Origin of the sequence: Roseibium sp. Sym1, from assembly GCF_027359675.1 — a bacterium.
Classification (GTDB): domain Bacteria; phylum Pseudomonadota; class Alphaproteobacteria; order Rhizobiales; family Stappiaceae; genus Roseibium.
Genome location: NZ_CP114786.1, coordinates 4,069,605 through 4,095,670 on the forward strand (window position 1 = coordinate 4,069,605; position 26,066 = coordinate 4,095,670).

The following is a 26,066-nucleotide window of genomic DNA, read 5'->3' on the forward strand; positions in this document are numbered from 1 at the left end:
GACCGAAGGTCCGGGTGAGGGGGCATACTTTTCTGCAGGTCGCAGGCGTTTGTTCCCTCACCCCACCCCTCTCCCACAGGGAGAGGGAGCCATGCTCTGCCAAATGCGATTGCCCTGCCTTCAGCGATCCGGTCTCGCAACTTGAATGTCCCGATATCGACACTGCACAAGGGGTTCGGATTGAAGGCGCTGCGGGTCACACATGGTATTTGACGCGAGACTTCAGGATCCCGTTGGCTTGATCGGATAAAGGCAGGTCCTGAAGGCGATCAGTACGGGTGTTCCCGTCACATTGGCTGCACGAATGTTGATCTGTACCAAGATCCAGTGGTTTGCCGGATTGTCGGCGTCTGCAACGATCGAATAGGTGCGCTGAAGCGTGGCGTCACCATAGAAAAACTCCGCCAAACGGCGCGGATCGAGGTTGTCGAGATCAACGTACGCCATACGTGGTCTGTTCAGCGCTTGCTGATTCAACCTGATTGCGTTTGTGCCGATCGAGATGAATTTGTAGGTCTTGGCCGAAAATGCAAAATAGGAGGCGGCTGCGGGGAGACCCGCAAGGTTCAGGATCCCTGTGCCGCTCAGGAAGCCGAGGGCAACCAGATTGTTTTTGGTGTCAATGAGGCCCTGTTTCTGCAGCCTCGCGCGGGTCTCCACTTCCTTCTTCAAGAGCGGCGTCATGGGAACATCGTCTGCCACGAATGTGTCCTGGCCACTGGCCGCTATCGCCTGCAAGCCTGCCGGGGGAATTTGGAAATATGTTACCGGAACCTGCCCGAGAAGCGTCGTCGTCCAGGCAAAGCCACGTTTGATCTCGAGCTCTTTTTCTTTCCTGGAAGGCAGGATGTCCTGCCTCTCCCAAAAAAGTGAATCATTCCCGCCTGACATGTTGATGTGCTCGGTGCACGTGTGGCGCGTCTCCATGTACCAGGGCTTTTTCGGTTTCGAAAACCGGTCCCAGGCGTCGGCGGGCCCGGCACTCAGGCTGACGGCCGCAAGCACGGCGCCCAGAAAACGGAATAGATTCATGGGCAGGCTGCCGGAACGTATTTGCCGGGGCCGATCTCGACCGGACAACCGCTGCTCATGACCGGGGTCCGTGCCGGTTTCCTGACAATGGCGGGCTTTACCTCGGCGGGGGCCTTCAGCCAGGCCTCCTGCAACGTCAGTGGCACGCCGGCCGCGATCTCCCACAACTTGTCATTGTTCACACAATAACTTTCGGCGATGGAGGTTTGGCACAGACTCTCACGGAACGGGTAAAGCCGTTCAGCATAGGTTTTCCACCGGATGTGGTCCGTCAGCAGCTCTCGTCGTCTTGCGAGTGCCTCCGGCTTGTCATTGTCGTCCGATGTGCCCCATTCCTCAGACCCGCTGAGCGTGGCGAGGTCGAGCTGTTCCTGGGTCAACGGCGTTGTGGAAGCGAGGTTGTAGAGAACACCGACCCATCGGCCGATCGAGATCTCCGAGCACGGTTCTGCCGCTTCGAACACCTCGACGATTCGGTTGATTTCCTCCAAATCGCTGGTCAGAGGCATTTCCCTGGCGAACCCGGGGGTGCTCGCCCCGGAACTGCCGTGGCCGGGCAGTGCGCAATTGCCATCGGCGACCGGGCGGCGGTCCACGAGCGGCGCAAAATAGGTCTCGATATCCCGTAGCGCGAACTGTGCTTCCGCCTTCAGGCTGGCCAGATCTTCCCGCGCCGCATCAATGGCTGCACGCAGCTCCTCGAGCTGTTTTGCCAGCAATTCGCGTATTTCGTTTTCCACATCGGGCCGGTCTTGAAAAAGCGGCAACCCTGAAGTGTCCACGCCATTTGCGCCCGGGCTCCAGACGCGTGGCAGCTCTACGGCCAAGCGCCCGGGAATGCCGCCGGCCGAGATCAGGGACCTGGCGGGATCATTCGCTTTCAGACCCTCTAGATGGGCCGACAGGGTGTTATTTTCGAAGGAGAGTGCAAATTCGCCACCGTGTTTGGAGAGAATGTCACTCGTCGTGGCCCCGTTCCACAAATCCTCCATCAGCGTGTTGGCGCCACTTCGGCTTGTCAGTGTCTGGAACTGCCGCAAGGAGGCCTCCCGCTCCTCGATGCGCTTCTGGATCATGTCGCGTTGCCGGGTGAGCCACAAAATCGAGCCGTCCAGGTGCTCCCTGATGATGGTTTGCTCCAGTTCGGGCACCTTGATCAGGCGTGGATTGCATTCGCCGCTTTCGGCGTAGCATGCATCTATGGACCCACCCAGCACCCGCAGGAGCCGAAACACCTGAAACCGGGACCGCGCCACGGTCCGTTCAGGCTTCATGGACTGGATGTGCAAGGGCGCGTAAATCCGGTCAGTCTCGTCAAGATTGAGCGTCTCGGCGCGGTCGATTTCGGCGAGGATGGCCTCCAGGTCACTCAGGTAATAGAAAAGGGCCCGTTGTTCGTCCAGACGGTCGAACAAGGTAAGCTGTTCGATTGCTTCCGTACGGCCCGCTACATCGATCAGATTGGCATAGGGCAGGATTGACGCGGAAAAGGAGCTCTGGCCCTCCAGCAGCTTTTCGACCTGCAACGCACCGGCAAGATCGAAGCCGGGCTTGATCTCCCGGGCGGTTACGAGCGGAGCGAAGCCACCCTCCTGGTTTACCTGAAACTTGGCGGTCTTGTTGGAGGCCGCGGCATCGGTTTCGCCGCTTGTCGAAAAATTGGCCGCACCGCCGAAACCACTGGCCGATACGCTCGCGGCGAAAGTCTGTTTTTCGGATTGCGACGTGCCGTTGAACGTGGCCAGGACATTGACCCGCACACCGCGGTGCACGGCCAAGACAAAGGCGTCGCCGCAGGTTTGCAGAAATTTCCCGATCGCCCCGTTTTCAATCATCTCCCTTGCCTCCGGCGTGAGCCGGATGGCACGGCCAAACCTCGTGGCGTCGTGAATTGGTTTCGGCGCCGCGCTGTAGGCCACTGTCGGCACGAGCCTTTGCACAGGGACTGCCTGCGTGCTTCCGAAATCGAACTCGGCCCGGAAAAGAGCGGACAGGAAGTCCCTGTTCACCCGCGTTTGGCTTGTGCCGGAGGCCGAAACACTGGCTTTGAAGCCGAAGCCCTTGAACTTTCCGCCGCCGGAATGACTGTAGGACTTCGCATAGGTATAGGTGTCCTGGATGAAGTCGTAATCTATGGAAAACTCACTTTTGGGGACTGCGATTTCCATTATGTCCACACACGTGGCGGGCACGCGCTGGCCCAGGAACGAATTCCAGCCCGACCCGACTTCCAAACCATATTTGGGATAGGGCACTTCGCGGACTTGCGCCCTTGTCCAGGGGGCCTTGTCAGCCGCGGAGACCGGTGTGGCGGTTGCAATGAGGGCGGCTGCCGTTGCAAAGGCATAAAAAATTCTCACGATCAAAAGCCTCTTCGATCTTTCAAAAATGATTCTTCTCAAATCGTGTTTCACCATATCAGGAGAGGTGCCGGCAGTGCGATAACTTTCATTTCCGAGGTGTTCCAGTCGACTAGACTGGTGCGTTACGTAGTCGAGTGCAGCAAATGCAGGCGCTATCCAAAATCTATTCCTTTTGGTTCGCCTTGAGAGCATGGAACCTGGCAGGTCTTGAAAGAACACAATGGTTCAGACGCTGTAAATTGTTCGGTCAGGCCGTTTGGCCAGAGGCCTTCTCCAGGGCATGAAGGTGAAGCGACCCCTTGCTGTCCTGTGCCCGTTCGACGCCGAACAGGACAAATTCACGAGCGCATATTCCGGGAGCGGTGGCGCTTGCCGTGGCTGAAGGGCTGGTTGCGCGGCAGATGGCCAAATCCATCGCCGCGACGCTGATCCCCGGTGGCTGAGCGGGCGTCTCTGGACGCCTTCAGGTCCCTGACTTATCGTGGGATCGATGCGAATCCTCGAAGATCATAGGACGGCTCCGCCGTCGCGGCCCAGGCTCCGGACTGAAGGTGACTGACCCCGTACCGACCCCATCCCTGCCGGCAGCGATGACCGAGGATATTGTCGCCTCGTCGCGGGACGGCATTCTGACCATCGATCCGCAGGGTGGCATCACGTCCTTCAATCCGGGCGCCGAGACGATTTTCGGCCTCAAGGCCCCGGATGTTGTCGGCAGGACGGTGGCCGAAGTGTTCCTGCCGCTGGAGGGAACCGACGATTTCGTCGATTGCGTGCTGGAGGCGGTTCGCAACCCGGACGCCGAACATGTCGCTGCCATCAGCCTGACCCATGGGCCGAAGACGCTTCACCTGAGCGTGCGTGCCGTTCTGCTGCACCGGAAGGATTCGAATGAGCGGATCGGCGTCCTGGTGATGCTCGCCGATGAAAGCGAGCGGGTCGAGCTTCTGAAACGCACCGCCGAACGCGAGAGCGAGCGTGCCGCCACCGGCCGTTTCATCGTCGGCATCCTGACCATCTTCAGTGTCTTCACCCTGCTGCTGGAGCCGATCCAGAAGCTGGCCCGCGCCCATTTCTACGATCTCGGCCCTGTGATCGCGCTCTTGACCCTGGTGGTGATCGCGTTCTTCCTCGACCGCTGGGCGGCACCGGCGACGCGGATGTTCAAGCTGAACCTGCGCCCCAGGTGGCGCGACGTGATCGAGGCGGTTGTCTGGTCCCTCGGTGTCTGCGTGCTCATGACCGCCGGCAAGGCTCTGTTGATTGCCACCGGCGAGGTACAGCCACCGCTGTACAGTTTCCTGGTGCTCGACGACGGCTCAAAGGTCACGGAGCCCGGGCTCTTCCTGATCGCGCTGTCGATCTATCTCGTCTCGGTCCTGTTCCAGCAATTCGCCATCCGCTGCGCCATCCAGGCGCCCTTGCAGAGTTTCCTGACCGGGGTGATCGGCCCGGCCGGTTGGACCGCCAACATCGTGTCGACCCTGCTGTTTGCGGTTCTCCACGCCCACCTCAACCCGGTCGTGTCGCTTGCGGTGATCGCGCCGTCTCTGCTGTGGGGCTGGCTGTTCATGCGCTCCGGCAGCGTCGTGACCCCGATCCTCTCCCACGCCATCATCGGCGTCTACGCGATCTTCGTTCTCGGGATCTTTGCGGGGCTGGACCAGGTATGAGCGGGGAGAGATGGGAGCAGGGGGGCAGACGGAAAAAGCGTGTGAAATACGTGCGCGTGGCGGCGCTGGAAAATATAGCATCTCTTAAGGGAGTTTGGCGGACGTCCTTCGTTCGATTTCTTGGGCCTTGGCCATCCGGTTACCTCTCCCCTTGGGAGAGGTCGGCGCGACCGCGCCGGGTGAGGGGGCTGACCATCGCATATCTCGTCGACGTTTGTTCCCTCACCCCAACCCTCTCCCAGGGGGAGAGGGAGCTTAGCTGTGCCGCGAATGGGACTTTTACACGCAATGGAGAAAAGGCGATTTTGAGGAGATCCGCTCCGTGACCGCCTCCCGCCGCCCGCGCGTGATGATCGTCAATGCCTATGTCGATCCGTGGCGGTCGGCGGCGCCGATGAAGCTGTTCATTCCGCGGGCGATGGCTCCCTATTATCTTGCCGGGCGGCTCGACGGCGAACGGGTCGATCTGAAGATCCATGACGAGTGTTTTCACGGCGCGCTGCTGACGCCGAAAACCTTCGCCTGGCCGGACCTGGTGATCCTGACCGGCCTGACGGCAGCCTTCGACAGGGCCCGTCAGCTCGCCGCCTATTTCCGCAACGCCAACGGGAACGTCGCGGTGGCGATCGGCGGGCCGATTGCCCGGGCGCTGCCGGAGCTCTGCACGGAGATCTTCGATCACGTGCTCTCCGGCGATGTCGAAAGTCTGGACGATCTGATCGAGGAAACCCTCGGCCAGGACCTTGTCTCCGCCGACCCGGCGCCACGCTTCGATCTGGCGGGCTGGTCCTTCGGGCTCGGCTTTGTCGAGACGACAAGAAACTGCAATTTCGCCTGCGCCTTCTGTTCGCTGACCGGCGAAGGCCGGGCTTACCAGGCCTACAGTTCCGAAGAGATCGCCCGCCAGCTCGACGCACAGAAGCGCTTCCAGATGCTGATGGTGCTGGACAACAATTTCTACGGCAACAGCCGCGCCGATTTCGAGCGCCGCACCGAGCTTCTGGGGGAGCGCTGGCGCCGGGGGGATTTCATGGGCTGGGGCGCGCTGGTCACCGGCGACTTTTTCAAGAGCCCGGACAACCTGGCAAAGGCCGCCGCCAATGGCTGCAAGGCGCTGTTCTCGGGCGTGGAATCCCTCGATCCGGAGGTTCTGCGCAGCTACAACAAGCGCCACAGTCTTGCGTCCGACCCGAGGACGCTGGCCCGGTTCTGCGCCGAGCACGGCATCCTGTTCGACTACGGCATGATGGTCGATTTCGGCCAGCAGACAGTCGCCGAAGTCGATGACCAGATCGAGGCGCTGCTGGCGAGCCCCGAGACGCCGTTGCCGGCGCTCCTGTCGCTGACCATCCCGATCCTCGGCACGCCGCATTTCGATGCGGCGGCGAAGGCCGGCCGGCTGATGCCAAACCTGAAACTCGCCGATCTCGACGGCCAGAAACTGGTCGAATGGCCGAAGGAGCCTGTCGAGACCGTCGTGCCGTATCTGAAGAAGCTGCTGCAGTTCCGCGGCCGCAAGCTGGAGCTGACCCGCCATGCCGTCCGCCACGCCTGGTCCCGCCGGGCCGCCTTCGATGTCTCCCAGTCCCTGATCAGCCTGATCGGTCCGCTGGTCCGATACGGCGGCGGCCTCCGCCTCGGCTCCTACCGCCAGATGCGCCAGACCTGGGCGGAACCCCGGCGGACCTTCTGCGCGATGACGGACGGCCTCAGCGCGGCCTACCGGCCGGTGATGCGGATGGACGCACGCTTCGCAGGCGAGTTCGAGCCTCTGGTGCTGACGGATGGGGAGGGGCGGTTGAGTGAGGATGTCAGGGTGCGAGCGGGGACGTTGGCGCACAGCGGGTGAGAAGACGTTTTTGCAGCGGATCAGCTGAAGATCGAAGTTCCGCCAGAAATGATCTTTTGCGACGAGTGGACCGGCAGGCCCCGGGCAGCAGAAGATCGCCCCCTTGGAGGCACCAGGCGATCGAAGCAGACATTCGGGGTTGGCGCGGCTAAAGCCGTTTCCGACCCTAAGCTGCCGTTCAACACCTATTGATTCAACGACAGCTACGCGTCCCCAAGCTGGCCGTTCCGTGTCTCCCAATCAGCTTTCCAAACCGGTCTTTCGTAGCGAAGCGAACAAGCGACCGAGATGCAAACTCCTTTGACATGTGCCGTACGTCTTGCGCCCTTCACCGTATTGTGGGTTGAAATGTCAGGCTCTGCTTCATCACATGGATGCCTTGGAATTAGGACCAGATGCGGGATCTGCTCCCTTGATCAACTGAACGGATTTCCGCGCAACAGTGTTTGTCGGAGTACATCATGTGTCGTCTTCGGTTGGCTTGGCTTGGCCGATCAGGTGTGTCGGAAGTTGTCTTGTTCCGTATTTCGGCAAGTGTGTTGCTTGTTGTGGGGCTTATCCTCTTCGCGATGGGACCTCGAGCCTTGGCCCAGCAAAACGCTCATTTGAACCTGGTGCTGGCTGTCGATGCTTCAGCCAGTGTCAATGATCAGGAATTCGGCCTGCAGCGAACCGGAATTGTTGTTGCTCTTCGTGACCCGGACGTGCAGTCGGCCATCATCCGAGCGCCCGGTGGGGTCAACCTCGCTATCGTGCAGTGGGCAAGCATCCGGCATCAGGCGGTAGCTCTTGAGTGGACGCACCTTCGAGAAAAAGATGACATCGATGCACTGGCTGAAAACGTCACGACAATGCCGCGCCGGCTCGGGGGCGGCAACACGATGATACATGCAGGTGTTGAATTTGCAGGGGAGATGCTCAAATTAGCCCCGATACCGGCAGTACGGCAGGTAATCGACGTCTCGGGCAACGGTCTCGCCGATGACGTGCCACTGCTTGAGAAAGCGCGCGACAGAATGGTCGCCAATGGCATCGTCATAAATGGGCTGGCCATTGAGGAAGATCCACCCAACGTTACGGGGCATTTCCGGCGACATCTCATTGGCGGGCCCGGTGCATTCGTGATAACTGCTCAAGACTTCACGGATTTTGCAAGGGCAATGCGGCTCAAGCTTCTACGCGAGATTGGCGCGCCGGTCGCCGGACAAGGTTGTGCCATCGACGCGTGCCAGAACTTATTGACTTTCAACGAGAATTGATCCGCCTTTCGTGTAAGGAACGGCAGTTATGCCTTGGTCATGATTTTGATATCCACCAATCGTTGCCTGTCTGGTATGCAATTATCGCCATACATGAAGAGACTGTCAGCAGTCGGCCCATTCTGGCCATTCGTTCAAAATGAAACGAAAGTCCGCTCTCGCCCTCTGTAGACCTTTGCACGCCGCGCAACGAACGGCGGCTTAGAAGATCGGGCCGAATTTCAGGGAACGGACGACTTGGCGGCACAAAGCAGCCGTTTTTCCAGTCTCCTTGCAACAATCGAACGAGATCGCAAACGAACCTTCGACCAGGTCACAGAGTCTCCGTTTCCACCAACCTGGCACCTTGCCGATCTTCCGCCCTTGCCCTCTTCGTCATTCTCCGCAAGTCTCTCCCGATAACAGATACCCGCCAGTTCATTTCGCCCCGGGAGGCCTCTCATGCATATCCTTGTCATCGGTGCCGCCGGCATGGTCGGGCGCAAGCTGCTGCAGCGGCTGGCCAATGAGCCGGAGGTGTTCGGCTTCGAGGTCAGCGAGCTGACACTGGCCGATGCGGTGGCGCCCGCCGTGCCGGAGGGGCTGGTGGCGCGGCGGATGACCGTGGATCTGGCAGCGGACGGCACGGCGGAGGAGCTGGTCAAGGGGCGTCCGGACCTGATCTTTCACCTTGCAGCGGTGGTCTCCGGCGAGGCCGAGGCGGATTTCGAAAAGGGCTATGCGGTCAATCTGGACGGATCGCGCAACCTCTTCGAGGCGATCCGGCGGGAGGCGATGCGCGAGCCCTATTGTCCGCGCGTGGTGTTCGCCTCGTCGCTGGCGGTGTTCGGCGAGCCGTTTCCGGACCGGATCGACGATGATTTCCTGACCGCGCCGCTGACGAGCTACGGCACGCAGAAGGCGATCACCGAGCTGCTTCTGGCCGATTACACCCGCAAGGGGATCTTCGACGGCATCGGCCTGCGCCTGCCGACGATCTGCATCCGCCCGGGCGCGCCGAACAAGGCGGCGTCCGGGTTCTTTTCCAACATCCTGCGCGAGCCCCTGAAGGGCGAGGAGGCCGTGCTGCTCGTGGCCGAGAGCGTGCGCCACTGGTTCGCCAGCCCGCGCGCCGCCGTCGGCTTTTTCGTGCGGGCCGCCCGGATGGAGACGGCCCGGATCGGCCCGCGCCGGAGCCTGACCATGCCGGGCCTGTCGGCCACGGTGGGCGAGGAAATCGAGGCGCTCAGGCGCGTCGGCGGAGAGGCGGCCGTCAAGCTGATCCGGCGCGAGCCGGACCCGGTGATCCAGAAGATCGTCGAGGGCTGGCCGCGGAATTTCGACGCGAGGCGGGCGGTCGAGCTGGGCTTTGAAGCGGAAACCAGCTTCGACGACATCATCCGCATTCACCTGGAAGACGAGGGGTGAGGGATCCGCATTCACCTGGAAGACGAGGGGTGAGGGGCACCGGGTTACGGCGATAAGACACCCCGGAGGGAAGCTTAGCCGTCTTCGGTGCAGGTACGCTACAAATACAGGCGTCACCCCGGGCGAGTGTTCAGACCGGAGACATAGCTTACAGGTGTTCGGAGACATGGAATGGTCTGCGGCCCTAGCGGTTGCTATGCCGGCTTTGGCAGGCGGCCTTGCGAGTAGGCCCCGGGTCTGCGCCTCGCTTGCCCGGGGTGACACGGGAACCTGGGCCAGGGCTTGGGCAAAAAAAACTCCGATCGGCGGTTTTCGAAGTGGGAGAGATTGATGAGTGAAGCGTTTGACGTGACGGGCAGGATCGCGCTGGTGACCGGCGGCGGCACCGGGGTCGGCAAGGCGGTGGCAACAGGTTTGAGCCGCGCGGGCTGGCGGGTGGTCGTCAGCGGGCGGCGGCAGGCGGTGCTGGACGAGGCCGCGGCGGCGATATCCGCCGAGACCGGCGGTGAGGTCACAGGCATTTCCGCCGATGTCGGCGATCCGGCGTCGGTGAAGGCGCTGTTTGCCGAGATCTCCGAAAGGTTCGGGAGGCTGGATCTTCTGGTCAACAATGCCGGGATCTCCAATTCGCCGGTGCCACTGGAGGAGATCACCTATGACGAGTGGAGCGCGGTCGTGGCCGCGAACCTCACCGGGGCGTTCCTGTGTACGCAGGAAGCTTTCCGGCTGATGAAGGCACAGGAACCGAAAGGCGGGCGGATCGTCAACAACGGCTCGATCTCGGCGACAACGCCGCGGCCTTTTTCCGCGCCCTATACCGCCACCAAGCACGCCATCACGGGCCTGACCAAGTCGACCGCGCTGGACGGGCGGCCCCATGACATTGCCTGCGGCCAGATCGACATCGGCAATGCCGCCAGCGACATGACCGCCAAGATGGGCAAGGGGGTGCCGCAGGCCAATGGCGAGACGGCGGTGGAACCGACCATCGATCCGGCCCATGTCGCCGACGCGGTCGTCTACATGGCCTCCCTGCCGCTCGATGCCAACGTGCTGACGCTCACGGTGATGGCGACGAAAATGCCGTTTGTCGGGCGCGGGTAGAAAACGATCCTGCCCAGTTGCGACTGCGCATGCCGTGACGTTGAAGTGACGAAAGGATGCCGGTTCCGGCTGCTGAGCGTTCGAAAATATTGAACAGTGCGGTCGCTTGTCGCCGCCTTATTCCGTCTCCTTGAACACCCCATCTTCAGGGCAGGCCCGATCCGGGCTTCCGCAAACCCCTGAAGACACAAGGAGACGACATGCTTGCAGATCTGGACATTCGAACCGAAGCCATGCCCGCGGAGATGCGTCTCCTCTTGGACGACTATCCGCGGGACAGCTGGGAAGACCATCCGGGCTTTCATGAAAAGACCCGCAACTGGCTGGGGGCGCACCGCTCGTTCCGCCGGCTGGCCGATTTGGTCCGGGGCGACACCGAAGACTACCTGGACCGGAAACTGGACCCGGACGACTTCGCCGAACGCCTGTCCTGGCTTGGCAACGTGCTGGTGGGCAACCTGCATGGCCATCACCACTGGGAAGACCGGAGCTATTTTCCGGAACTCTCCGCCGCCGATCCGCGTTTCGACGCCGGGCTGGGGATCCTGGAACAGGACCATGCGGTGCTCGATGGCGTGCTGCACGGCTTTTCCGGGACCGCCAACCGTGCGATCAAGCTGGTTCAGCTGGACGAGGCGCAGGCGCGTGAGGAAGCCGGCCGGCTGCAGCCGGTCGCCGAGACGATCGAGAAGCTGCTGGACCGGCATCTCGGCGACGAGGAAGACCTCGCCGTGCCGATCATCCTCCACCACCGCCTGCGCGGATAGGAGCCGACATGGCCGACAGGACGCCGGACACATCCACCGAGGAAAACCAGGGCGATGCCGAGGGGCGCCGCGCACGAGGTGAATTCGTGCGCGGCGTCAGCGGTTTCCGCGCCGTCCTCGGCGACCCGGAATTTCCGCCCGAGCCCGGGCGCTATCATCTCTTCGTCGCGCTGAACTGCCCCTGGTGCCACCGGGTGACGCTGGCGCGCAACATTCTGGGGCTCCAGGATACGGTCACGCTGGACATCGCCTTTCCGGGGCGCACGGACGAGGACGATCCGGAAGGCCCGAATTTCTGGCAGTTCGCACCGGACAAGATTGCCAGCCTGACCGGGGCGCCGTTGCCGGAATGCACGGCCGAAACCGGGACCGGCAGGGGCCACCGGCTGGTGCGCGACATCTACGCGGCTGAAGGTTCGGACGAAAAATCCGTGCCGGTGCTCTATGACAAGACCCAGAACAGGATCGTCAGCAACGAGAGCGCGGAGATCCTCCGCATGCTGAACGCCCATGCACAGGCGCTCGGCAGCACCATTGACCCGGGCGAGTGGATCGATCTCTATCCGCCCGACAAGATCTTGCGCGATGAGATCGACAGCCTCAACGAGGCGATCTACCAGGCGATCAACAACGGCGCCTACAAGGCCGGATTTTCCTCCGACCAGGCGGTCCATGCGGCGGCCTTCGAGGCCTATTTCGACATGCTCGAGACGCTGGAAACAAGGCTTGCCGACGGCCGACCGTACCTGACCGGGGAGCGTTTCACGGAAGCGGATCTCAGGCTGTTTCCGACGCTCTACCGGCACGATCCGGTCTATTACCTGCGCATGAAGCTGAACGGGGCGAAGATCCTCGACTATCCGCATCTGTGGCGCTGGCTCTGCCGGGTGCATGCCCTGCCGGGCGTCGCCTCCAGCAATTCGCTGGTGCATTGCCGCCAGGGCTATTTCGGCCGTTCTTGGAACAGGGTGGTGCCGCTCGGACCGTTCCGGCCGATGCCCTATCCGCAAGCCTACGGGCATCCGGAACTGGCACGCGAACCGGTTACGGATTGAGCGCCGGCAGGTGTGCGGACCTTGAAGGCGAAGAGGCCGCTCGGTGACGGTCTGCCCGGCGCAGGGTCTCTGCCAGTGTCTGCCAGTCCCGTGCCTCGCCTTCGTCGGTTGCGCCGCCATAGCGCCTGGCGCTGATCGGGACGAGGGCGGCCCGGATGGCCTGCCGGTCGGCTTGAGCGGTTTCAGGCGGTCGTTCCGCCCAGACCTGCAGCGCGGCAACAGTGGCTGAATAGTCATGGGCGGCAATCGCCTTCAGCGCGGTCTTGTGGGCAAAGGCCTTGCCGGCCCGGCGGTGCTCCTTCCGGGTGCGCAGGATACGCCGAAGGGCGGGAACGCTCCACCAGAGAAGAAACGCCAGCACCGCGATGAAGACCCCGGCCATCAGCAACACGCGTGCGTTCCGGCCCGTCAGCAGGTCTGCTGCCGATGCGGGGGCGCCGGTGGCGGAAACAGCCACCGGCTCGAGGGACGCGGTTTCAACGGCTTTGGTCTTGAGATTGTACCAGCTGATTTCGATGGCGGGCAGTTCACCGCCGCCATTGCCTTCCGCCATCAGCGTGAGGACCTCGCGCCGGGTTCCGGTGAGAAGGCCCCGGTCGTCCTTTTCTTCCAGGACCGGTTCATCGGCGTAGACGGCAAAACCCTCGATCTTCGGCGATGCCATCAGCTGTGGCAGCATCATCGGCGATGTGCCGCTGACCGTCGCCGTCACCGTGCGTTTCAGGCTGTCTCCCGGGGTCAGCCCGGTCGTTGTACCGGAAAGCTCCTGCTCCAGGGACAGGCCGGTCGCGGCAATAAAAGGCGAGAGCCCTTCCGCGCCCGGCGGAACGATGCCCTCGACCTGAAGCGCGGGCAGCGCGACGGTGGTCCTGACGGGTTCCGACGGCTTGTCTGGATCGGCATAGGTCACGGTAACGCGGTCTTCCGGCAGGGCGAAACGTCCGGGCGCCATCGGCGAGACCAGGTAACGCCGGGTGACGCCGGACCATTCGGCGCCGTCGATCCGCCGGCTTGTCGGCGAGGTCGACCGGTCCGGAAGCCGCACGCGCACATTGGGGGCATCGAGCGGGGGAAAGACGACCGGCTGGGGCATCCAGGTCGGCACCAGAACGGTGATCCGCAGGGTCAGGAACTGCCCGGGGACGGTGCTTGTTTCGTTGAACTCGACATCGACCACCGGAGCGGTTTGCGCCATCGCGGCTGCCGAGGTCAGCAGCACCGCCAGAGCCAGGAACGCCAATTTCAGGCAGCGGGTCATTGTTGGGCCGCCTCGATCGCGAAGCGCTGGCGCAGGAAATCGCCCGTGCGCGTGTCGACGAACTGCATCCACTGGTCGGCGGTCAGAAGGCCGCCATCCGCGTCCTCGCTGATCCGGGTTTCCTCGCCACGTTCGGCCTCGTTGTCATAGACCACGTCATCGGCGCCGATGCCCCTGTCTTCGCCGGTGTCGGACTGCTCCCGCTCGGTCTCGATATAATCGAGGATCTGCCGTGCGGTTGCCAGGTTGCCGGCTGCGCCCGGAAAATCCGGATCAAGAGCGAGGGTCTCCTCGAACGTGGCGATGCTGTCGCGGTAGGCACGGCTGCGCATCAGGGCCATGCCCTTTGCAAAGGCGGCCTCCGGCGTGTCGAGGCGGTCATAGGTCTGCGCCGCGGCCTCGTACTGGCCTGCCCGGTACTGCGCACGGCCTTTCCACATCGGGTCGGTGAACAGCTCCGCGGCCCTTGCGAAGTTCTTGTTGTCGTAGGCGATCCGGCCCTGCTGGTCCGGTGTCAGGAACCAGTCCGCGATGCCGGCCTGGGCAGGCGCCGGGGCGCCCGCGAACAGCCCCCCGGCCACCAGCAGCCACGACCAGCGCATGGTCCAGCCGCGGCGGAACCAGATCAGGGTCAGCAGTGCGGCGGGCCAGGCGAACATCCAGCTGCGGTCGTCCCACGGCTGGGTACCGGTTTCGTTGAGCGCGCGCCGGTAATCCGCGTTCAGGGACCGGTCCAGGGTGCGCAGGTCGCTGTCGTCTGCCGTCACCCGGACCTTCACCGCCTCGACCGCGTCAATTCCCCGGTCGCTTGCGCCTTCCGGAAGCATTGCCAGAATGCCGAGCGCCGTCCCTGTCCGCGATGCCTGGTCGAGACCGGTCACATCGGCGGTGTCGATGCCGTCGGCAACGAACAGGATGGCTCCGGGCGTCGCCGCGGCTGACAGGATGCCGGCCGCCCTGTCGAAGGCTGCGGTCGCGTTGTCGCCCTCGATGGGCATGACATCCGGGGCGAGGCCCTCCAGGTAAGGCTGCATCACGCTCGGGTCGCTTGTCATCGGCACCACCGCGTGGGCGCTGCCGGCATAGGCGACCAGTGCCGTCCTTGCTCCGGCGCGCAATGCCAGAAGATCGGTGATCTTCTGCTTGGCACGCTCCAGCCGCGTCGGCGCGACATCATTGGCCGTCATCGACGGGGTCACCTTGAGAACGGCCACCAGTGGAACCGTCTGGGCGACAAAGGGGTCCGGCTGGCGGGACCATGTCGGGCCGGCGGTTCCCAGCACCGCGCAGACAAGGCCGAGCGCGACGCCGTCGATCGGCAGCAGGCGCCGGCGCTTGCCGGTGCCGACCGTCAGGGCGTCGCGCAGATGCGGGGCAATGCCGGCGACCTCCGGCCCGGGCCGGGTGGCGCGCCGCCGGACCACGAACCACACCAGGAAGACCAGCGGTAGCAGCAACAGCCAGGACGGGCGCAAGAAGTGCAATTCGGAAAGGATGAAACCGATGTCGTTCACGCCGCCACCCTCCTGCGCCGCCGCGCCGACAGGGCAACGCCCGCAAGACCGAACAGGCCGACGAGGGCGGCGGCGCCGAGCGGGACATGGGCCAGGCTCGTCTTCGGCCGGAAGGACAGCGTCTGGGTCTCGCGCGGGGCCAGCGCGTCGATCCGGTCATAGACATCGGCCAGACCCGCCTCGTCTGCGGCGAAGAAATATTCACCGTTCGTGCGCCCTGCCACGGCCTTCAGCGTGTCGATATCGACCCGGTTCTCTCCGCTGCCCTCGGGGTCGCCGACGCCGACCGTATAGATCTCTATGCCCTTGCCGGCGGCGATTTCGGCCGCGTTGACCGGGCTCATGCGGCTGCCGGTATCGGCGCCGTCGGACAGGAGGATGAGCAGCCGCTGGTCGATGTCGCTGACTTCGAAGGTGCGAATGGCGAGGCCGATGGCATCACCGAGCGCCGTATGCGGCCCGGCCATGCCGACTTCCGTCTGGCCGAGCAGGGTCAGGATGGTGTCGAGATCCTCGGTCAGGGGCGACTGCACATAGGCCCTGGTGCCGAACACGATCAGGGCCATGCGGTCACCGTCGCGCCCGGCAACGAAGCCGTCGACAACGTCGCGGACAGCGGCAAGGCGTTGCTTGGGAGCGCCGTCGGGCGTCCTGAAATCCCGCGTGTCCATGGAGCCGGAGATGTCGATCGCCAGCACGACGTCGCGGGCGGAGCGGCTGACCTCGACCGCGGCGCCGATGCGTTCCGGACGGGCCATGGCCAGGCAAAGCAGGCACCAGGCCAGTGCTGCCACGATCAGTTGCAGGCGCGTGCGCGACAGCACGACCGATCCGGGACCGGGCGTGCTGCCTGCGGTGGCGGCGATGCGGCGGAAAAACGGGAACCGCAAGGCGGGCACCTGCTGGCGGTGCGGCGGCAACACCCAGAAGACCAAAAGCGGCAGCGGCAAGGCCAGCAGAGCCCAGGGGAAGGCCAGGCCGATCATGTCCGGTCCTCCCGCCGGTGCGAGCGGATCCAGCGTTCGGCGAGCTTCTCCAGCTCCGGCACCCGCTGGGCGGCCCGGTAGGGGGCCTTCAGCAGCAGGCGGCCGGGTGCGCCCTCGAACAGGACACCGCGTCCGGTGCGGTTCAGGAAGGCCAGCCAGGACTGGCCGGTCAGGCCGGCAACATCGCGGCGCGGGTAGGCGGCAAGCGCCGCCCGGCGCAGGATCAGCGCGATCCGGGCGGGATCGTTCGAGGCGGCCTTGAGCTTGGCCAGGGCTTCCCTGCGGTAGGCGTTGGCCCGGTGATGCCTGTAGGCCCGGATCGCGAGGGAGAGCAGCGCCAGCAGGAGCAGTCCGCCCAAGGCAGCCCAGCCCCAGGTCTGCGGCATCATCGATATCGGCGGTGGGTCGATGGGCTCGGTCAACCGGTTCAGGAGTTCGACCAGGGTGGCGTGTTCCGGTGGCTTTTCACTCATCGGCGCCGTCCCGGCCCGCCCAGAAGGCGGGTCATCTGGCCGACACTGTCGTCGCCCGCCGACAGGGGCAGGACCGGAAAACCGTATTGGCGCTGCCAGTCGAGGATTTCTGCCAGACGGCCTGTCGCCATTTCGTGCAGGCGGCGGTGGACCGCGCTGTCGCCCGTGTCGATCTCGGCCTGCAGGCTGCCGTCGGAGACGACAATGCGCATGCCCCTGGGCAGGGCATCCGTATAGGGATCGGACACCAGGGCGAGCACCAGGTCGTTATGGCGTGACAGGCCGGCGATGTGCCGGTGTGTGGTGGCGTCGATCTCGTCGAAATCGCTGAAGACGAGGATCAGATGGTCGCGCCGGGCGATCCGGGAGACCGCCTGCAGAACCTGGTTGAGCGGCATCGGCTCAACCGGAGGCGCGTCGGCGTGCAGCAGGCCGTTGGCGTCGGCGAGGGCGGTCAGGAAGGAATTGAGCGCGGTGCGGCTGCGCCTGGGACGGATCTCGGCAATGGTCCGGTCGCCGAAGACGATGCCGCCGACCCGGTCACCCTGGTCGAAGATGCGGAAGGCGGCCAGCGCGGCGCTTTCCGCGGCGGTCACCGATTTCATGTTGTGGCGCGAGCCGAAAAACATCGACATGCGCTGGTCGACGACGATGAGGGCCGGCCGGTCGCGTTCTTCCGTGAACACACGGACATGGGGCGTGCCGGTGCGGGCCGTCACCTTCCAGTCGATCGTGCGGATGTCGTCCGACGGCAGGTAATCGCGCAATTCCTCGAAATTCAGCCCGCGCCCCCGGAGACGGGAGGCATGCCGGCCGTTCAGGACGCTGCGGGCCGGCTGGCGCGGCAGGAAGGTCAGGGCGCGGGCGCGGCCTTCCAGCGACAGGAGATGGGCAAGGTCGACATGGACGCGCGGATCGGTGCCGGCTCCGGGCGGTGCCGGGGCGGTCAGTCCGGTACGGGTGCGTGCGGCCCTGTCGCGCATGGATCTGTCTCCCTAGGGCAGTGCCACCTGGGCGGTCAGTTCCGTGACAACCCTGTCAGGCCCGATGCCTTCGCCCTGGGCCTCGAAGGTCAGGGCGAGCCGGTGGCGCAGAACGTCGGCGACGATGGCGCGGATGTCCTCGGGGTCGACATAGTCGCGTCCAGCGAGCCAGGCATGGGTGCGCCCGCACTTGTCCAGCGCCAGCGAGGCGCGGGGCGAGGCACCGATCTCGATCCAGCGCTTCAGGTCGTCGCCGTAGCTCTCGGGGAACCGGGTCGCGTTGACCAGGTCCGCCATGTAACGTTCCATTGCCTCGGAAACATGGATGGCGCCGATCTCCCGCCGTGCGGCAAAGACCGCCTCTTGCGGGATCGGTCCTCCGCTTTCGGATGAAGACCCCGCGGCCGCTCCGGTTTCGGTCATCGCGGCGATTTCCTCACCGCGCACAAGACGAATGACCTCGACCTCGTCTTCGACCGGCGGATAGGTGATCAGCACATGCATCAGGAACCGGTCCATCTGGGCTTCCGGCAGCGGATAGGTGCCTTCCTGCTCCACCGGGTTCTGGGTCGCCATGACCATGAACAGCGGTTCCATCCTGTGGGTCTTGCCGCCGACCGTGACCTGGCGTTCTTCCATGGCTTCCAGCAGCGCGGCCTGAACCTTGGCCGGGGCGCGGTTGATCTCGTCGGCCAGCACGATATTGGCGAAGATCGGTCCGGCCTCGAAGCGGAACTCGGACCGGTCGCCCGCCTGGTAATAGACATCCGTACCGGTGACGTCGGAGGGCAGCAGGTCCGGCGTGAACTGGATGCGGCTGAAATCGGCTTCCAGGTTTCTCGCCAGCGCCTTGATCGCCCGCGTCTTTGCAAGCCCCGGCAGGCCTTCCACCAGCAGGTTGCCATTGGCGAGCAGTCCGATGATCAGCCGGTCGATCACGTCTTCCTGCCCGATAATGGCCTGCTGCATCCTGGCTTTCAGGTCTTGTATCTGCGTTCGCGCTTCCGGCATTGCGGTCCATTCCTTCGAGGAGGCAGGCTGTCAGGGTAGAATTTCAGGCAGCACCAAGCCGCGTGCTCCGCTGGGGGGCTTGATCCCCAGATAGGCGGCCAGGGTCGGGGCAAGGTCGACCGTTTCCACCCGCCGCCCGACCCTTGCGGGCTTGATGCCGGGACCGGCAAAGATCATCGGCACATAGGTGTCGTAGCTCCAGGGCGAGCCGTGGTGAGAGGCGACCTGCAACCCGTCCATGTCTCCAACGAAGTGATGCGGTTCGAAAACGACATAGACGTCGCCTGACCTTTCGGGATGAAAGTTGGCCAGGATGGCGCCGCTGATGTCGGTTTCCGCAACTGCTCCGGCTCTCAGGTCTTCACTGGAGACCGCCTGGGCAATGCCCGGCATCTTCTGGAGTTCCACCGCAAGGGTCCGGGCAACCTCGTCCTTGCCGAGATCGTTCTGTTCCAGGTAGGTCTCGTTCAGATAGACATAAGGCTGGGAGAAATTCTCGATCAGTTCCTGCGCGGCGCCAAATTTGCTCCTGAGAACTTCGGCGGCTGCCTTCTTGTCGATGTCGTCGAAATCGAAATAGCCGGCGGGTATGCCGAGAGATTGAAGATATCCGGGGACTTCCGCGGCGCCATGGTCGGCGGACAGAACGACAAGTGTCGTGTCGAGACCGATTTCCCTGTCGACATGCGCAAGCAGATCCGCAAGCGTGCGGTCAAGCCGGCGCAGATTGTCTTCGGCCTCCAGGCTGGAGGGGCCGAATATGTGGCCGACATAGTCCGTCGACGAGAAGCTGACCGCAAGGTAATCGGTCGCTTCGTCGGTACCGATGTCCTCATTGTCGATCAGGCTTTTGGCAAAGCCGGCCGTCAGTTCGTCGCCCGCCGGGCTGAGCGTGAGAAGCGTGGTGTAGTATTTCCCGTCACCGGGGCCAAAGGGATGCGGAAACGCCCTGCCGAAGCCGGGAAAATCGGTTTCCCATTCCATGTCGTCCGCATCGCCGAACCGATAGCTCTCCCTGGCATCCGCCAGCGTCCAGTCCGTGTCCGCGTAGGCTTGCACATTGCCGTTATCGTTCCAGGCGTCCACCCAGTCCGGATAGCGTTCCATGTAATAGGCCGAGGTGACGAACCGGCCCTCGCTCTTGGAGAACCAGTAGGCCGTGCCGGCGTGCCCCGCCATGGAAATGGCGCCACGGTCCTTGACCGAGACACCGAAGATCTTCGGCTTGCCGGGAATGCCGATTGCCATTTCGTCGGACAGGGTCGACGACAGGATCGCATTCGGGGAGCGGCCGTCGGTCGTGGCGGCACGCTGCGTCGGATCAATTTCGGTCGACTGGTCGATCCCCGAGCGCGCCAGAAGAGGGAAATTGCCGTCCTGGACATTGTAGTTCGGATGTCCGGTCTTCCGGTCGAACCAGACATTGGCGACCATGCCGTGCACGGCCGGGTCCGTGCCGGTCGCGAGCGTGGTGTGGCCGACGATGGTCTCGGTGTTGGCGTGTCGGTGGTGGGCGTCGGTGAAATAGAGGCCGTTGTCCAGCAGATACCGGAACCCGCCATCGCCGAAGTGGCCGGCGTTTCTGAGGATCAGGTCGCCGCGCAACTGGTCAACGGTAATCTGCAGCACGAGCCTCGGTTTGTCGGGATTTTCCTGGGCCGCAGTTCCGAAGGAAGACATGGCGGCAGTGGCCAGTGCGATCGAACGAACAACGTTGAGGTTTGGCATGAAAGCCTCCCGGCGGAACCCGGATTGGTGAAGACCGGAGCTTGGCGCATGGTGGCCGGCCGGTAAAGGGAGAGGGGCGGCACAAGCCGCCCCTGTTTTCAAGGTTTTACTACTGGGCTCCGCCCGGCACAGTCAGCTTGTCCATGACCTGTTCCAGCGAGAAACTGGCGGCTTTCTGGCGCGGCGGGAATTCCTGGAAGGTTGCCAGGAAGTTGCCCACATATTGCTGCGCCGGAACGAGCATGTAGGCCCTGTCCAGCATCCAGTCATAATATGTGTTGGAGGTCCTGTAGGAACGCTCGTACGGGTCCCGGCGCAGGTTGAAGATCAGCGGAACGCGCAGCTCCGTGAAGGGCTGCATCCAGGTCCGGAAGGTTGCCCATTTCTCTTGCTCCAGGAACACCAGTTTCCATTCGTCGTAACGCAGCGCCGTCAGGTCGCCGTCATCGGAGAAATAGAAGATTTCGTGACGCGGACCGTGCTCCTCTTCTCCCTTGAAGAAGGGCAGGAAGTTGTAGCCGTCCAGATGGACCTTGTATTCGCGGCCGATGGCCTGGACACCGCCCTGCTTGAGATCTTCCTTGATGTTGGGCTTGCCCGCCGCCGCCAGATAGGTTGGCAGCCAGTCCATGTGGTGCATGACCTCGTTGGAAACGGATCCGGGTTCGATCACGCCGGGCCAGCGCACCATCGAGGGAACCCGCCAGGCGCCTTCCCAGTTGGTGTTCTTTTCGCTCCAGAACGGGGTCATCCCGGCGTCCGGCCAGGTGTTCATATGCGGGCCGTTGTCGGTGGAATAGTGCACGATGGTGTTGTCGGCGATCCCGAGCTCGTCCAGCAGGTCCAGCAACTGGCCGACATGCAGGTCGTGCTGAATCATGCCGGCCTGGTATTCGTCGAGATGATGCCCCGCAATGTCGTCGGCCCGCTGACGCATGTCGTCGCTGACATGGGTGCGGAAATGCATGCGGGTGCCGTTCCACCACACGTAGAAGGGCTGGCCCTGCTCGTCGGCACGCTTGATGAAGTCGATGGCAGCGGCGACGGTTTCGTCGTCCACCGTTTCCATGCGCTTCCTGGTCAGCGGACCGGTGTCCTCGATATTGCCGTCCGCGGACGACTTCAGGACACCGCGCGGTCCGAAGGTCTCGCGGAAAGTCCGTCCGTCAGCGAGTTCCATATCGCCCGGATAGTCCTCGTTTTCCGGCTCTTCCTCGGCGTTCAGGTGATAGAGATTGCCGAAGAATTCGTCGAAGCCGTGGTTGGTCGGCAGGTGCTCGTCCTTGTCGCCAAGGTGGTTCTTGCCGAACTGGCCCGTGACATAACCTTCCGCCTTCAGCAGGCCGGCAATGGTCGGGTCCTCCTCCTGCATGCCGAGGTCGGCGCCCGGAAGCCCCACCTTGGACAGGCCGGTGCGGAACACGCTCTGGCCCATGATGTAGGACGAGCGGCCGGCGGTGCAGGACTGCTCGCCGTAATAGTCGGTAAAGATCATGCCTTCATTGGCGACACGGTCGATATTCGGGGTCCGGTAGCCCATCAGGCCCATCGTGTAGGCGGAGACGTTGGACTGGCCGATATCATCGCCCCAAATGACCAGAATGTTGGGTTTGTCTGCCGATTGTGCCTGGACCTGGGGCGCCGCCATGGCAAGCGTTCCAGCGGCGCATATGGCCACGGCCGTGGCCAAATTCCTTAAAGAAAGTGTCATGGGTGAATCCTTCCCCTGTGCACTGGGTGCGCCATAAAGCCAAATTGATTCAATGTCTTGGCAATATGGTCTCTGCAATCAAACGATGTAAGTAACGTCAAGTCAACACGTTCAGGCTTCAAAAATCGCTCTTGATGTGATGAAAAGGGCGGAGGCGGCGCGCCCGGCTTTGCGCCCCGCGCTTTCGCCCGTACCTGCCGTCGCGTGGGGCTGGCGGCCACCGGCCTGGAACAACAGATGCCCGAGGCGGGTCACCTCCTGATAAATTTCTGCTTGTAATTATTGTCGAGGTTTATCTTGATTTATGGTTCGAAACCTATCGGATCGGGATGAAAATCTTTTACCATCAAGAATAAAATACTGAAAATTCTGGTGAGTTTGTTCGCGCAGCCCATTGCCGCGACCAGGCGATTCATCTTGAATATGGTCTCGAAACCACAGTCCGTGTGAGGTCACGACCGAGGCAAAACGCGTCTTCCAGACGACCGCAACTTCATCGCTACCGTCGGGAAAGCTCAGCAACCCAACCGCCCGGGAAAGCTCTACAAGGACCTCCTTCAGGGAAGGCAGGCATGACTACGACCACGCTGAATGTCTCACTCTCCGACACTCTGCATACGAAGCTTTCCGGTGAAACCACGGTTCAGGCCTGGGCCATTGCATATGGCGAGGGGATCGCCACGCCCACATTTGTTTCCATTCTGGATGCGACCGAAGCGGCACCAGAAGCGATAAGCCTGCCGAATGATCTTGTCGGCGGCAAAGTGTATTTTCTCATTCAAAGTGCCGACGACTCTGGCATGGGGGGCGCCAATTACATACCCGACGTCATTACCGAACAATCCCAGCTGAACTGGTTCAACGGGCAAAAATACGGGTTTCGGCTCGACAGTTTCGAGGTCACCCTCAGCAACAACCCGGCGGATGCGGGCAATCTCACTTCCGTGAACGGGTTCGGTTTGCCCATGGGTCTCACGGTGAAGTATTCCGACGGAGAAAACTCCCGTGGCTACAGTCTCTCCGGCTCGGACCTGTTCACACAGTTCGACGGTATCGGCGACGCGGGCAGCCAGACCGTTTACACATATGCCGAAGGCGCCCTGGCAGGTGAGAACATGTCGGCCTTGTCTCCGGCCGAGACGCTGGCGATCTACCAGGATCCTGATGCGCCCGCATCCCCTCAGCCCTTCAATGCGTCCGACTGGGAGGCCTATGTCGAGAGCCTTTTGGACGTCGCGCCAAACGAGATCATACTCGACGGCTTCTTCAACGGAGCTGCGGATGCCAACGGCGTTTATCACCAGGCGGGGTACTTCGCCTACACGCTGGAGGGCGTGGCGTCAGACGATGGCGACTATTTCTGGCTGTCGCCGACCAGTTCCAGCCAGATCAAAGGCTATATAAAGATCACGTCTGAAGATCTGCAGAACAGTATCTATTCCACCCTGGGCAATGTCGGCGTCTATACGTCGAAAACGGACGCCACGCCCTACCAGATTCTGGACCACGACGTTCATTCAGACTGGACCATGAACTCGGGTGAAAACAATCAGTGGGGTGCGGTGCTGACCCAACTGGTGACGGGATTCTCCGCAGGTTATTTCGGCAACTCGGGTGCGTCGTTGAACCCTTCCGTCACGGAGGGGATAGATCTGAACAAGACGTATAATTGGGATCCGACCTATGCCTTCGGTGAGCATCTGAAAACCGCGGCTGCGCATTCCGGAGATCCGTATGCGGAGATTCTCTTCAAGAACTCCAATTCCTACGGCTTCGGCTATTCCGACAATGTGATGCAGCACTTCGACAACGGGGATCCGTTGATTTCCGTAAGCAACAGCGCGCAATCCGGCGGTACCTGGAATGTCTCTGAAATTGACCTGACCATTTTCGACGATAGCGAGACGCCCACCGGCTATGTTCAGCCGGAGGTGAACAATTATCTGACGCCCATTGGGGGGACAGGTTACGAGAAAGCCGACACAACGGGCGCAAACAATATCACGCTCAACTTCTTCAACACCAGCATGATGCTGGCGAACGAACCGGGAGAAACAAGTCCTTATGTGGCGCTGAAGGTCAAGTCCACCAAGGACTTTGATGCGCCCGACACGCTGATAGAGTTCAAGACGACCGGAGACAATTTCTGGGGCAACTGGACGATCGTCAAGGGGGCGGACGGGTTTGTTGCGAACGCACCGGCTGCCGCCGGTCCGGTCCCGGGCAGCATGACAATCACCGGTCTGCCTTATTCAAACGCCGGCGACTATTGGTACCAGATTGTGGTTGGCAAAGGGGACGTTCAAAAGACCTTCAACCTCTACGCCAGGATGGACGACAGGGGATCCGGGCTGCAGTTCGAAAATCCGAAAACCGATGCCATGAACGTCCAGATCGACGGCTTGGCACAGATCGCCGCGGCTGACCTCTCCGGGGAAACCGTTCCAACTTTCTCGGTAAATCTCCTGCATGGAACAACTTCGGCGATCGATCCTTCCCTGTTGACTTACAATCCCGACAATACGTTCCAGACATCACCGTCTGCACCCGTTGCTGGCCGATTGGGCGATGGGGCGGTCTTTGAGGCGCTCGACGGGCAGACACAATTGAACACCAACACGGTCACGACCTCGTTTGGAAGCGTTGTGTTTGGCTGGACCGGCTTGAACGTTGACGCGACGGATTACAGTACCTGGCTGAAGGAAGAGACCAACAAGATCCAGGGCCTCAATTATGCCGTTGTCGAGGTCAAGTGGAACGGTTCCACCATTCACAGGTTCACCAATACCCAGGCTGACATCGACGGACAATGGGAAACGCCCGTATTGGACCTGAGCGACGGAACGTATACGGTCACCATGACCGAATACATAAAGGATGCGTCCACCGGCGACCTGGAGAAGGCAGGCAAGGCCAGTGGAACCCTGACGGTCGATGTCCAACTCCAGGAAGGCATGCTTGAATTTGTGGAAGGCGGTTCGTGCCTGGGGTTGTCCGGTTTGGTCGGCGGATCCGACCCTGAGAACCTTGGCAGCTGGATCTCTTTCGACGTTCAACAGGCGGCGGGCACAAGAGACGGTGATACCATTCTGCTCTTCGTCAGGGACCTTGAGGGCTACTACGTGTCTCGGGAGGGCTTTGACGGCCCCGAAATCACGTTTGAACAATCCATTCGTGGGGCGCTGTCCTCCGTTCATGCAGATGACCTGAGTCTCATCCTGCTCGGAAATCAGACAGTGTATCTGGAGGCCGATCAAGTCTTGTGCTTCGCGGTTTTGTCCGGAAATGGCAGGATCGATATGACCCCGACCGTTCAAGATCTTTCGTCTGACGGAAACACAATTCTGCAAGTTGGCGACATACAGATACAGGCCGTGGTCGATAACGATCTGACTTTCGAGCAAAAGCTTGCTTCCGCGCAGCGCAGCTACAATGAGGAGTTCGTCTTCCTGGAGCACGGGACCGAAGTTTCGCTCAATCTGGCAGGCAGCGCGGGGAACATAAACCAAATCGGTTTTGTGCGGGTCCTGCTGGATCCGGAAACCGGCGACCCGTCGAGCGTCGGCGGCGTGGAATACGGCAATACGGAAGAATTCCGTCAGGCTCTGAGGGACGAAGTCGACGGCGGCTATCTGCTCGAGGGTGGCGGCGGAACGTTTGACTTCTCGGACACATGGGTGGTTGACGGGGAAGACGGCTACTATGCGCCGGTCCTGTTCACCCAGTCGGGCAACGTGTTTTTCATCGGGGACGCGCACGAGGGCGGATACGAATACATCCGGACATACGGCGCGAACACATTCGGGTTCGAAGACCTGTCAGCGGCGGAAGACTCCGACTTCGACTACAATGACATGGTGCTGAAGCTCAGCTTCCCGGACGACATGGTGTAG

At 62.3% G+C, this 26,066-nt stretch carries 18 protein-coding genes; 8 read left to right on the forward strand and 10 right to left on the reverse strand.

What is annotated here, in order from left to right:
• Window positions 1-222: 222 nt before the first annotated feature.
• On the reverse strand, window positions 223-1,032 hold the full coding sequence (locus O6760_RS18495) for a hypothetical protein (RefSeq protein ID WP_269581185.1): 810 nt from the start codon (window positions 1,030-1,032) through the stop codon (window positions 223-225).
• Window positions 1,029-3,614: a hypothetical protein gene (locus tag O6760_RS18500; RefSeq protein ID WP_269581186.1), complete on the reverse strand. Its 2,586-nt coding sequence runs from the start codon at window positions 3,612-3,614 to the stop codon at window positions 1,029-1,031. Before O6760_RS18500 ends, O6760_RS18495 begins: the two co-directional genes overlap by 4 nt.
• Window positions 3,615-3,946: 332 nt before the next feature.
• Between O6760_RS18500 and O6760_RS18505 the strand changes: the two genes are divergently transcribed.
• From O6760_RS18505 to O6760_RS18535, 7 genes are all read left to right on the forward strand, one after another.
• The gene (locus O6760_RS18505; RefSeq protein WP_269581187.1) at window positions 3,947-5,068 is read left to right on the forward strand and encodes a CPBP family glutamic-type intramembrane protease; all 1,122 of its coding nucleotides are present in this window, start codon (window positions 3,947-3,949) and stop codon (window positions 5,066-5,068) included.
• Between the two features lie 322 nt (window positions 5,069-5,390).
• Window positions 5,391-6,917: a B12-binding domain-containing radical SAM protein gene (locus O6760_RS18510; protein WP_269581188.1), complete on the forward strand. Its 1,527-nt coding sequence runs from the start codon at window positions 5,391-5,393 to the stop codon at window positions 6,915-6,917.
• 515 nt (window positions 6,918-7,432) lie between these two features.
• Entirely contained in the window at window positions 7,433-8,176 is a 744-nt protein-coding gene (locus O6760_RS18515; RefSeq protein WP_269581189.1) for a DUF1194 domain-containing protein, read from the forward strand.
• A 441-nt stretch (window positions 8,177-8,617) separates the two neighbouring features.
• A complete protein-coding gene (gene denD / locus O6760_RS18520; protein WP_269581190.1) occupies window positions 8,618-9,583 on the forward strand; it encodes a D-erythronate dehydrogenase in 966 nt (321 codons plus the stop codon).
• A gap of 330 nt (window positions 9,584-9,913) precedes the next feature.
• Window positions 9,914-10,687 carry an SDR family oxidoreductase gene (locus tag O6760_RS18525; protein ID WP_269581191.1) on the forward strand — a complete coding sequence of 258 codons (774 nt, stop codon included), beginning with the start codon at window positions 9,914-9,916 and terminating at the stop codon, window positions 10,685-10,687.
• Between the two features lie 200 nt (window positions 10,688-10,887).
• Window positions 10,888-11,454: a hemerythrin domain-containing protein gene (locus O6760_RS18530; RefSeq protein ID WP_269581192.1), complete on the forward strand. Its 567-nt coding sequence runs from the start codon at window positions 10,888-10,890 to the stop codon at window positions 11,452-11,454.
• Window positions 11,455-11,462: 8 nt separating this feature from the next.
• Entirely contained in the window at window positions 11,463-12,509 is a 1,047-nt protein-coding gene (locus O6760_RS18535; RefSeq protein WP_269581193.1) for a glutathione S-transferase C-terminal domain-containing protein, read from the forward strand.
• On the opposite strand, the gene O6760_RS18540 is transcribed toward O6760_RS18535, so the two are convergent.
• The 8 genes from O6760_RS18540 to O6760_RS18575 all read right to left on the reverse strand — a co-directional run bounded on the left by O6760_RS18540 (window position 12,499) and on the right by O6760_RS18575 (window position 22,173).
• Complete coding sequence (locus tag O6760_RS18540; protein WP_269581194.1) at window positions 12,499-13,767, reverse strand: hypothetical protein; 1,269 nt, start codon at window positions 13,765-13,767, stop codon at window positions 12,499-12,501. The two genes, O6760_RS18535 and O6760_RS18540, sit on opposite strands and share 11 nt — an antisense overlap.
• Window positions 13,764-15,281, reverse strand: coding sequence for a VWA domain-containing protein (locus tag O6760_RS18545; protein WP_269581195.1), 1,518 nt, complete (start codon window positions 15,279-15,281; stop codon window positions 13,764-13,766). The genes O6760_RS18540 and O6760_RS18545 overlap by 4 nt, the downstream gene beginning before the upstream one ends.
• Entirely contained in the window at window positions 15,278-16,267 is a 990-nt protein-coding gene (locus tag O6760_RS18550; protein WP_269581196.1) for a VWA domain-containing protein, read from the reverse strand. Before O6760_RS18550 ends, O6760_RS18545 begins: the two co-directional genes overlap by 4 nt.
• The gene (locus O6760_RS18555) at window positions 16,264-16,740 is read right to left on the reverse strand and encodes a DUF4381 domain-containing protein (RefSeq protein WP_269581197.1); all 477 of its coding nucleotides are present in this window, start codon (window positions 16,738-16,740) and stop codon (window positions 16,264-16,266) included. The genes O6760_RS18550 and O6760_RS18555 overlap by 4 nt, the downstream gene beginning before the upstream one ends.
• Entirely contained in the window at window positions 16,737-17,723 is a 987-nt protein-coding gene (locus O6760_RS18560; protein WP_269581198.1) for a DUF58 domain-containing protein, read from the reverse strand. Before O6760_RS18560 ends, O6760_RS18555 begins: the two co-directional genes overlap by 4 nt.
• 12 nt (window positions 17,724-17,735) lie before the next feature.
• Window positions 17,736-18,734, reverse strand: coding sequence for an AAA family ATPase (locus tag O6760_RS18565; RefSeq protein ID WP_269581199.1), 999 nt, complete (start codon window positions 18,732-18,734; stop codon window positions 17,736-17,738).
• 30 nt (window positions 18,735-18,764) lie between these two features.
• Entirely contained in the window at window positions 18,765-20,462 is a 1,698-nt protein-coding gene (locus O6760_RS18570) for an alkaline phosphatase family protein (RefSeq protein ID WP_269581200.1), read from the reverse strand.
• A gap of 109 nt (window positions 20,463-20,571) precedes the next feature.
• Window positions 20,572-22,173: an arylsulfatase gene (locus tag O6760_RS18575; RefSeq protein ID WP_442969806.1), complete on the reverse strand. Its 1,602-nt coding sequence runs from the start codon at window positions 22,171-22,173 to the stop codon at window positions 20,572-20,574.
• A gap of 572 nt (window positions 22,174-22,745) precedes the next feature.
• Between O6760_RS18575 and O6760_RS18580 the strand changes: the two genes are divergently transcribed.
• Entirely contained in the window at window positions 22,746-26,066 is a 3,321-nt protein-coding gene (locus O6760_RS18580; RefSeq protein WP_269581201.1) for a hypothetical protein, read from the forward strand.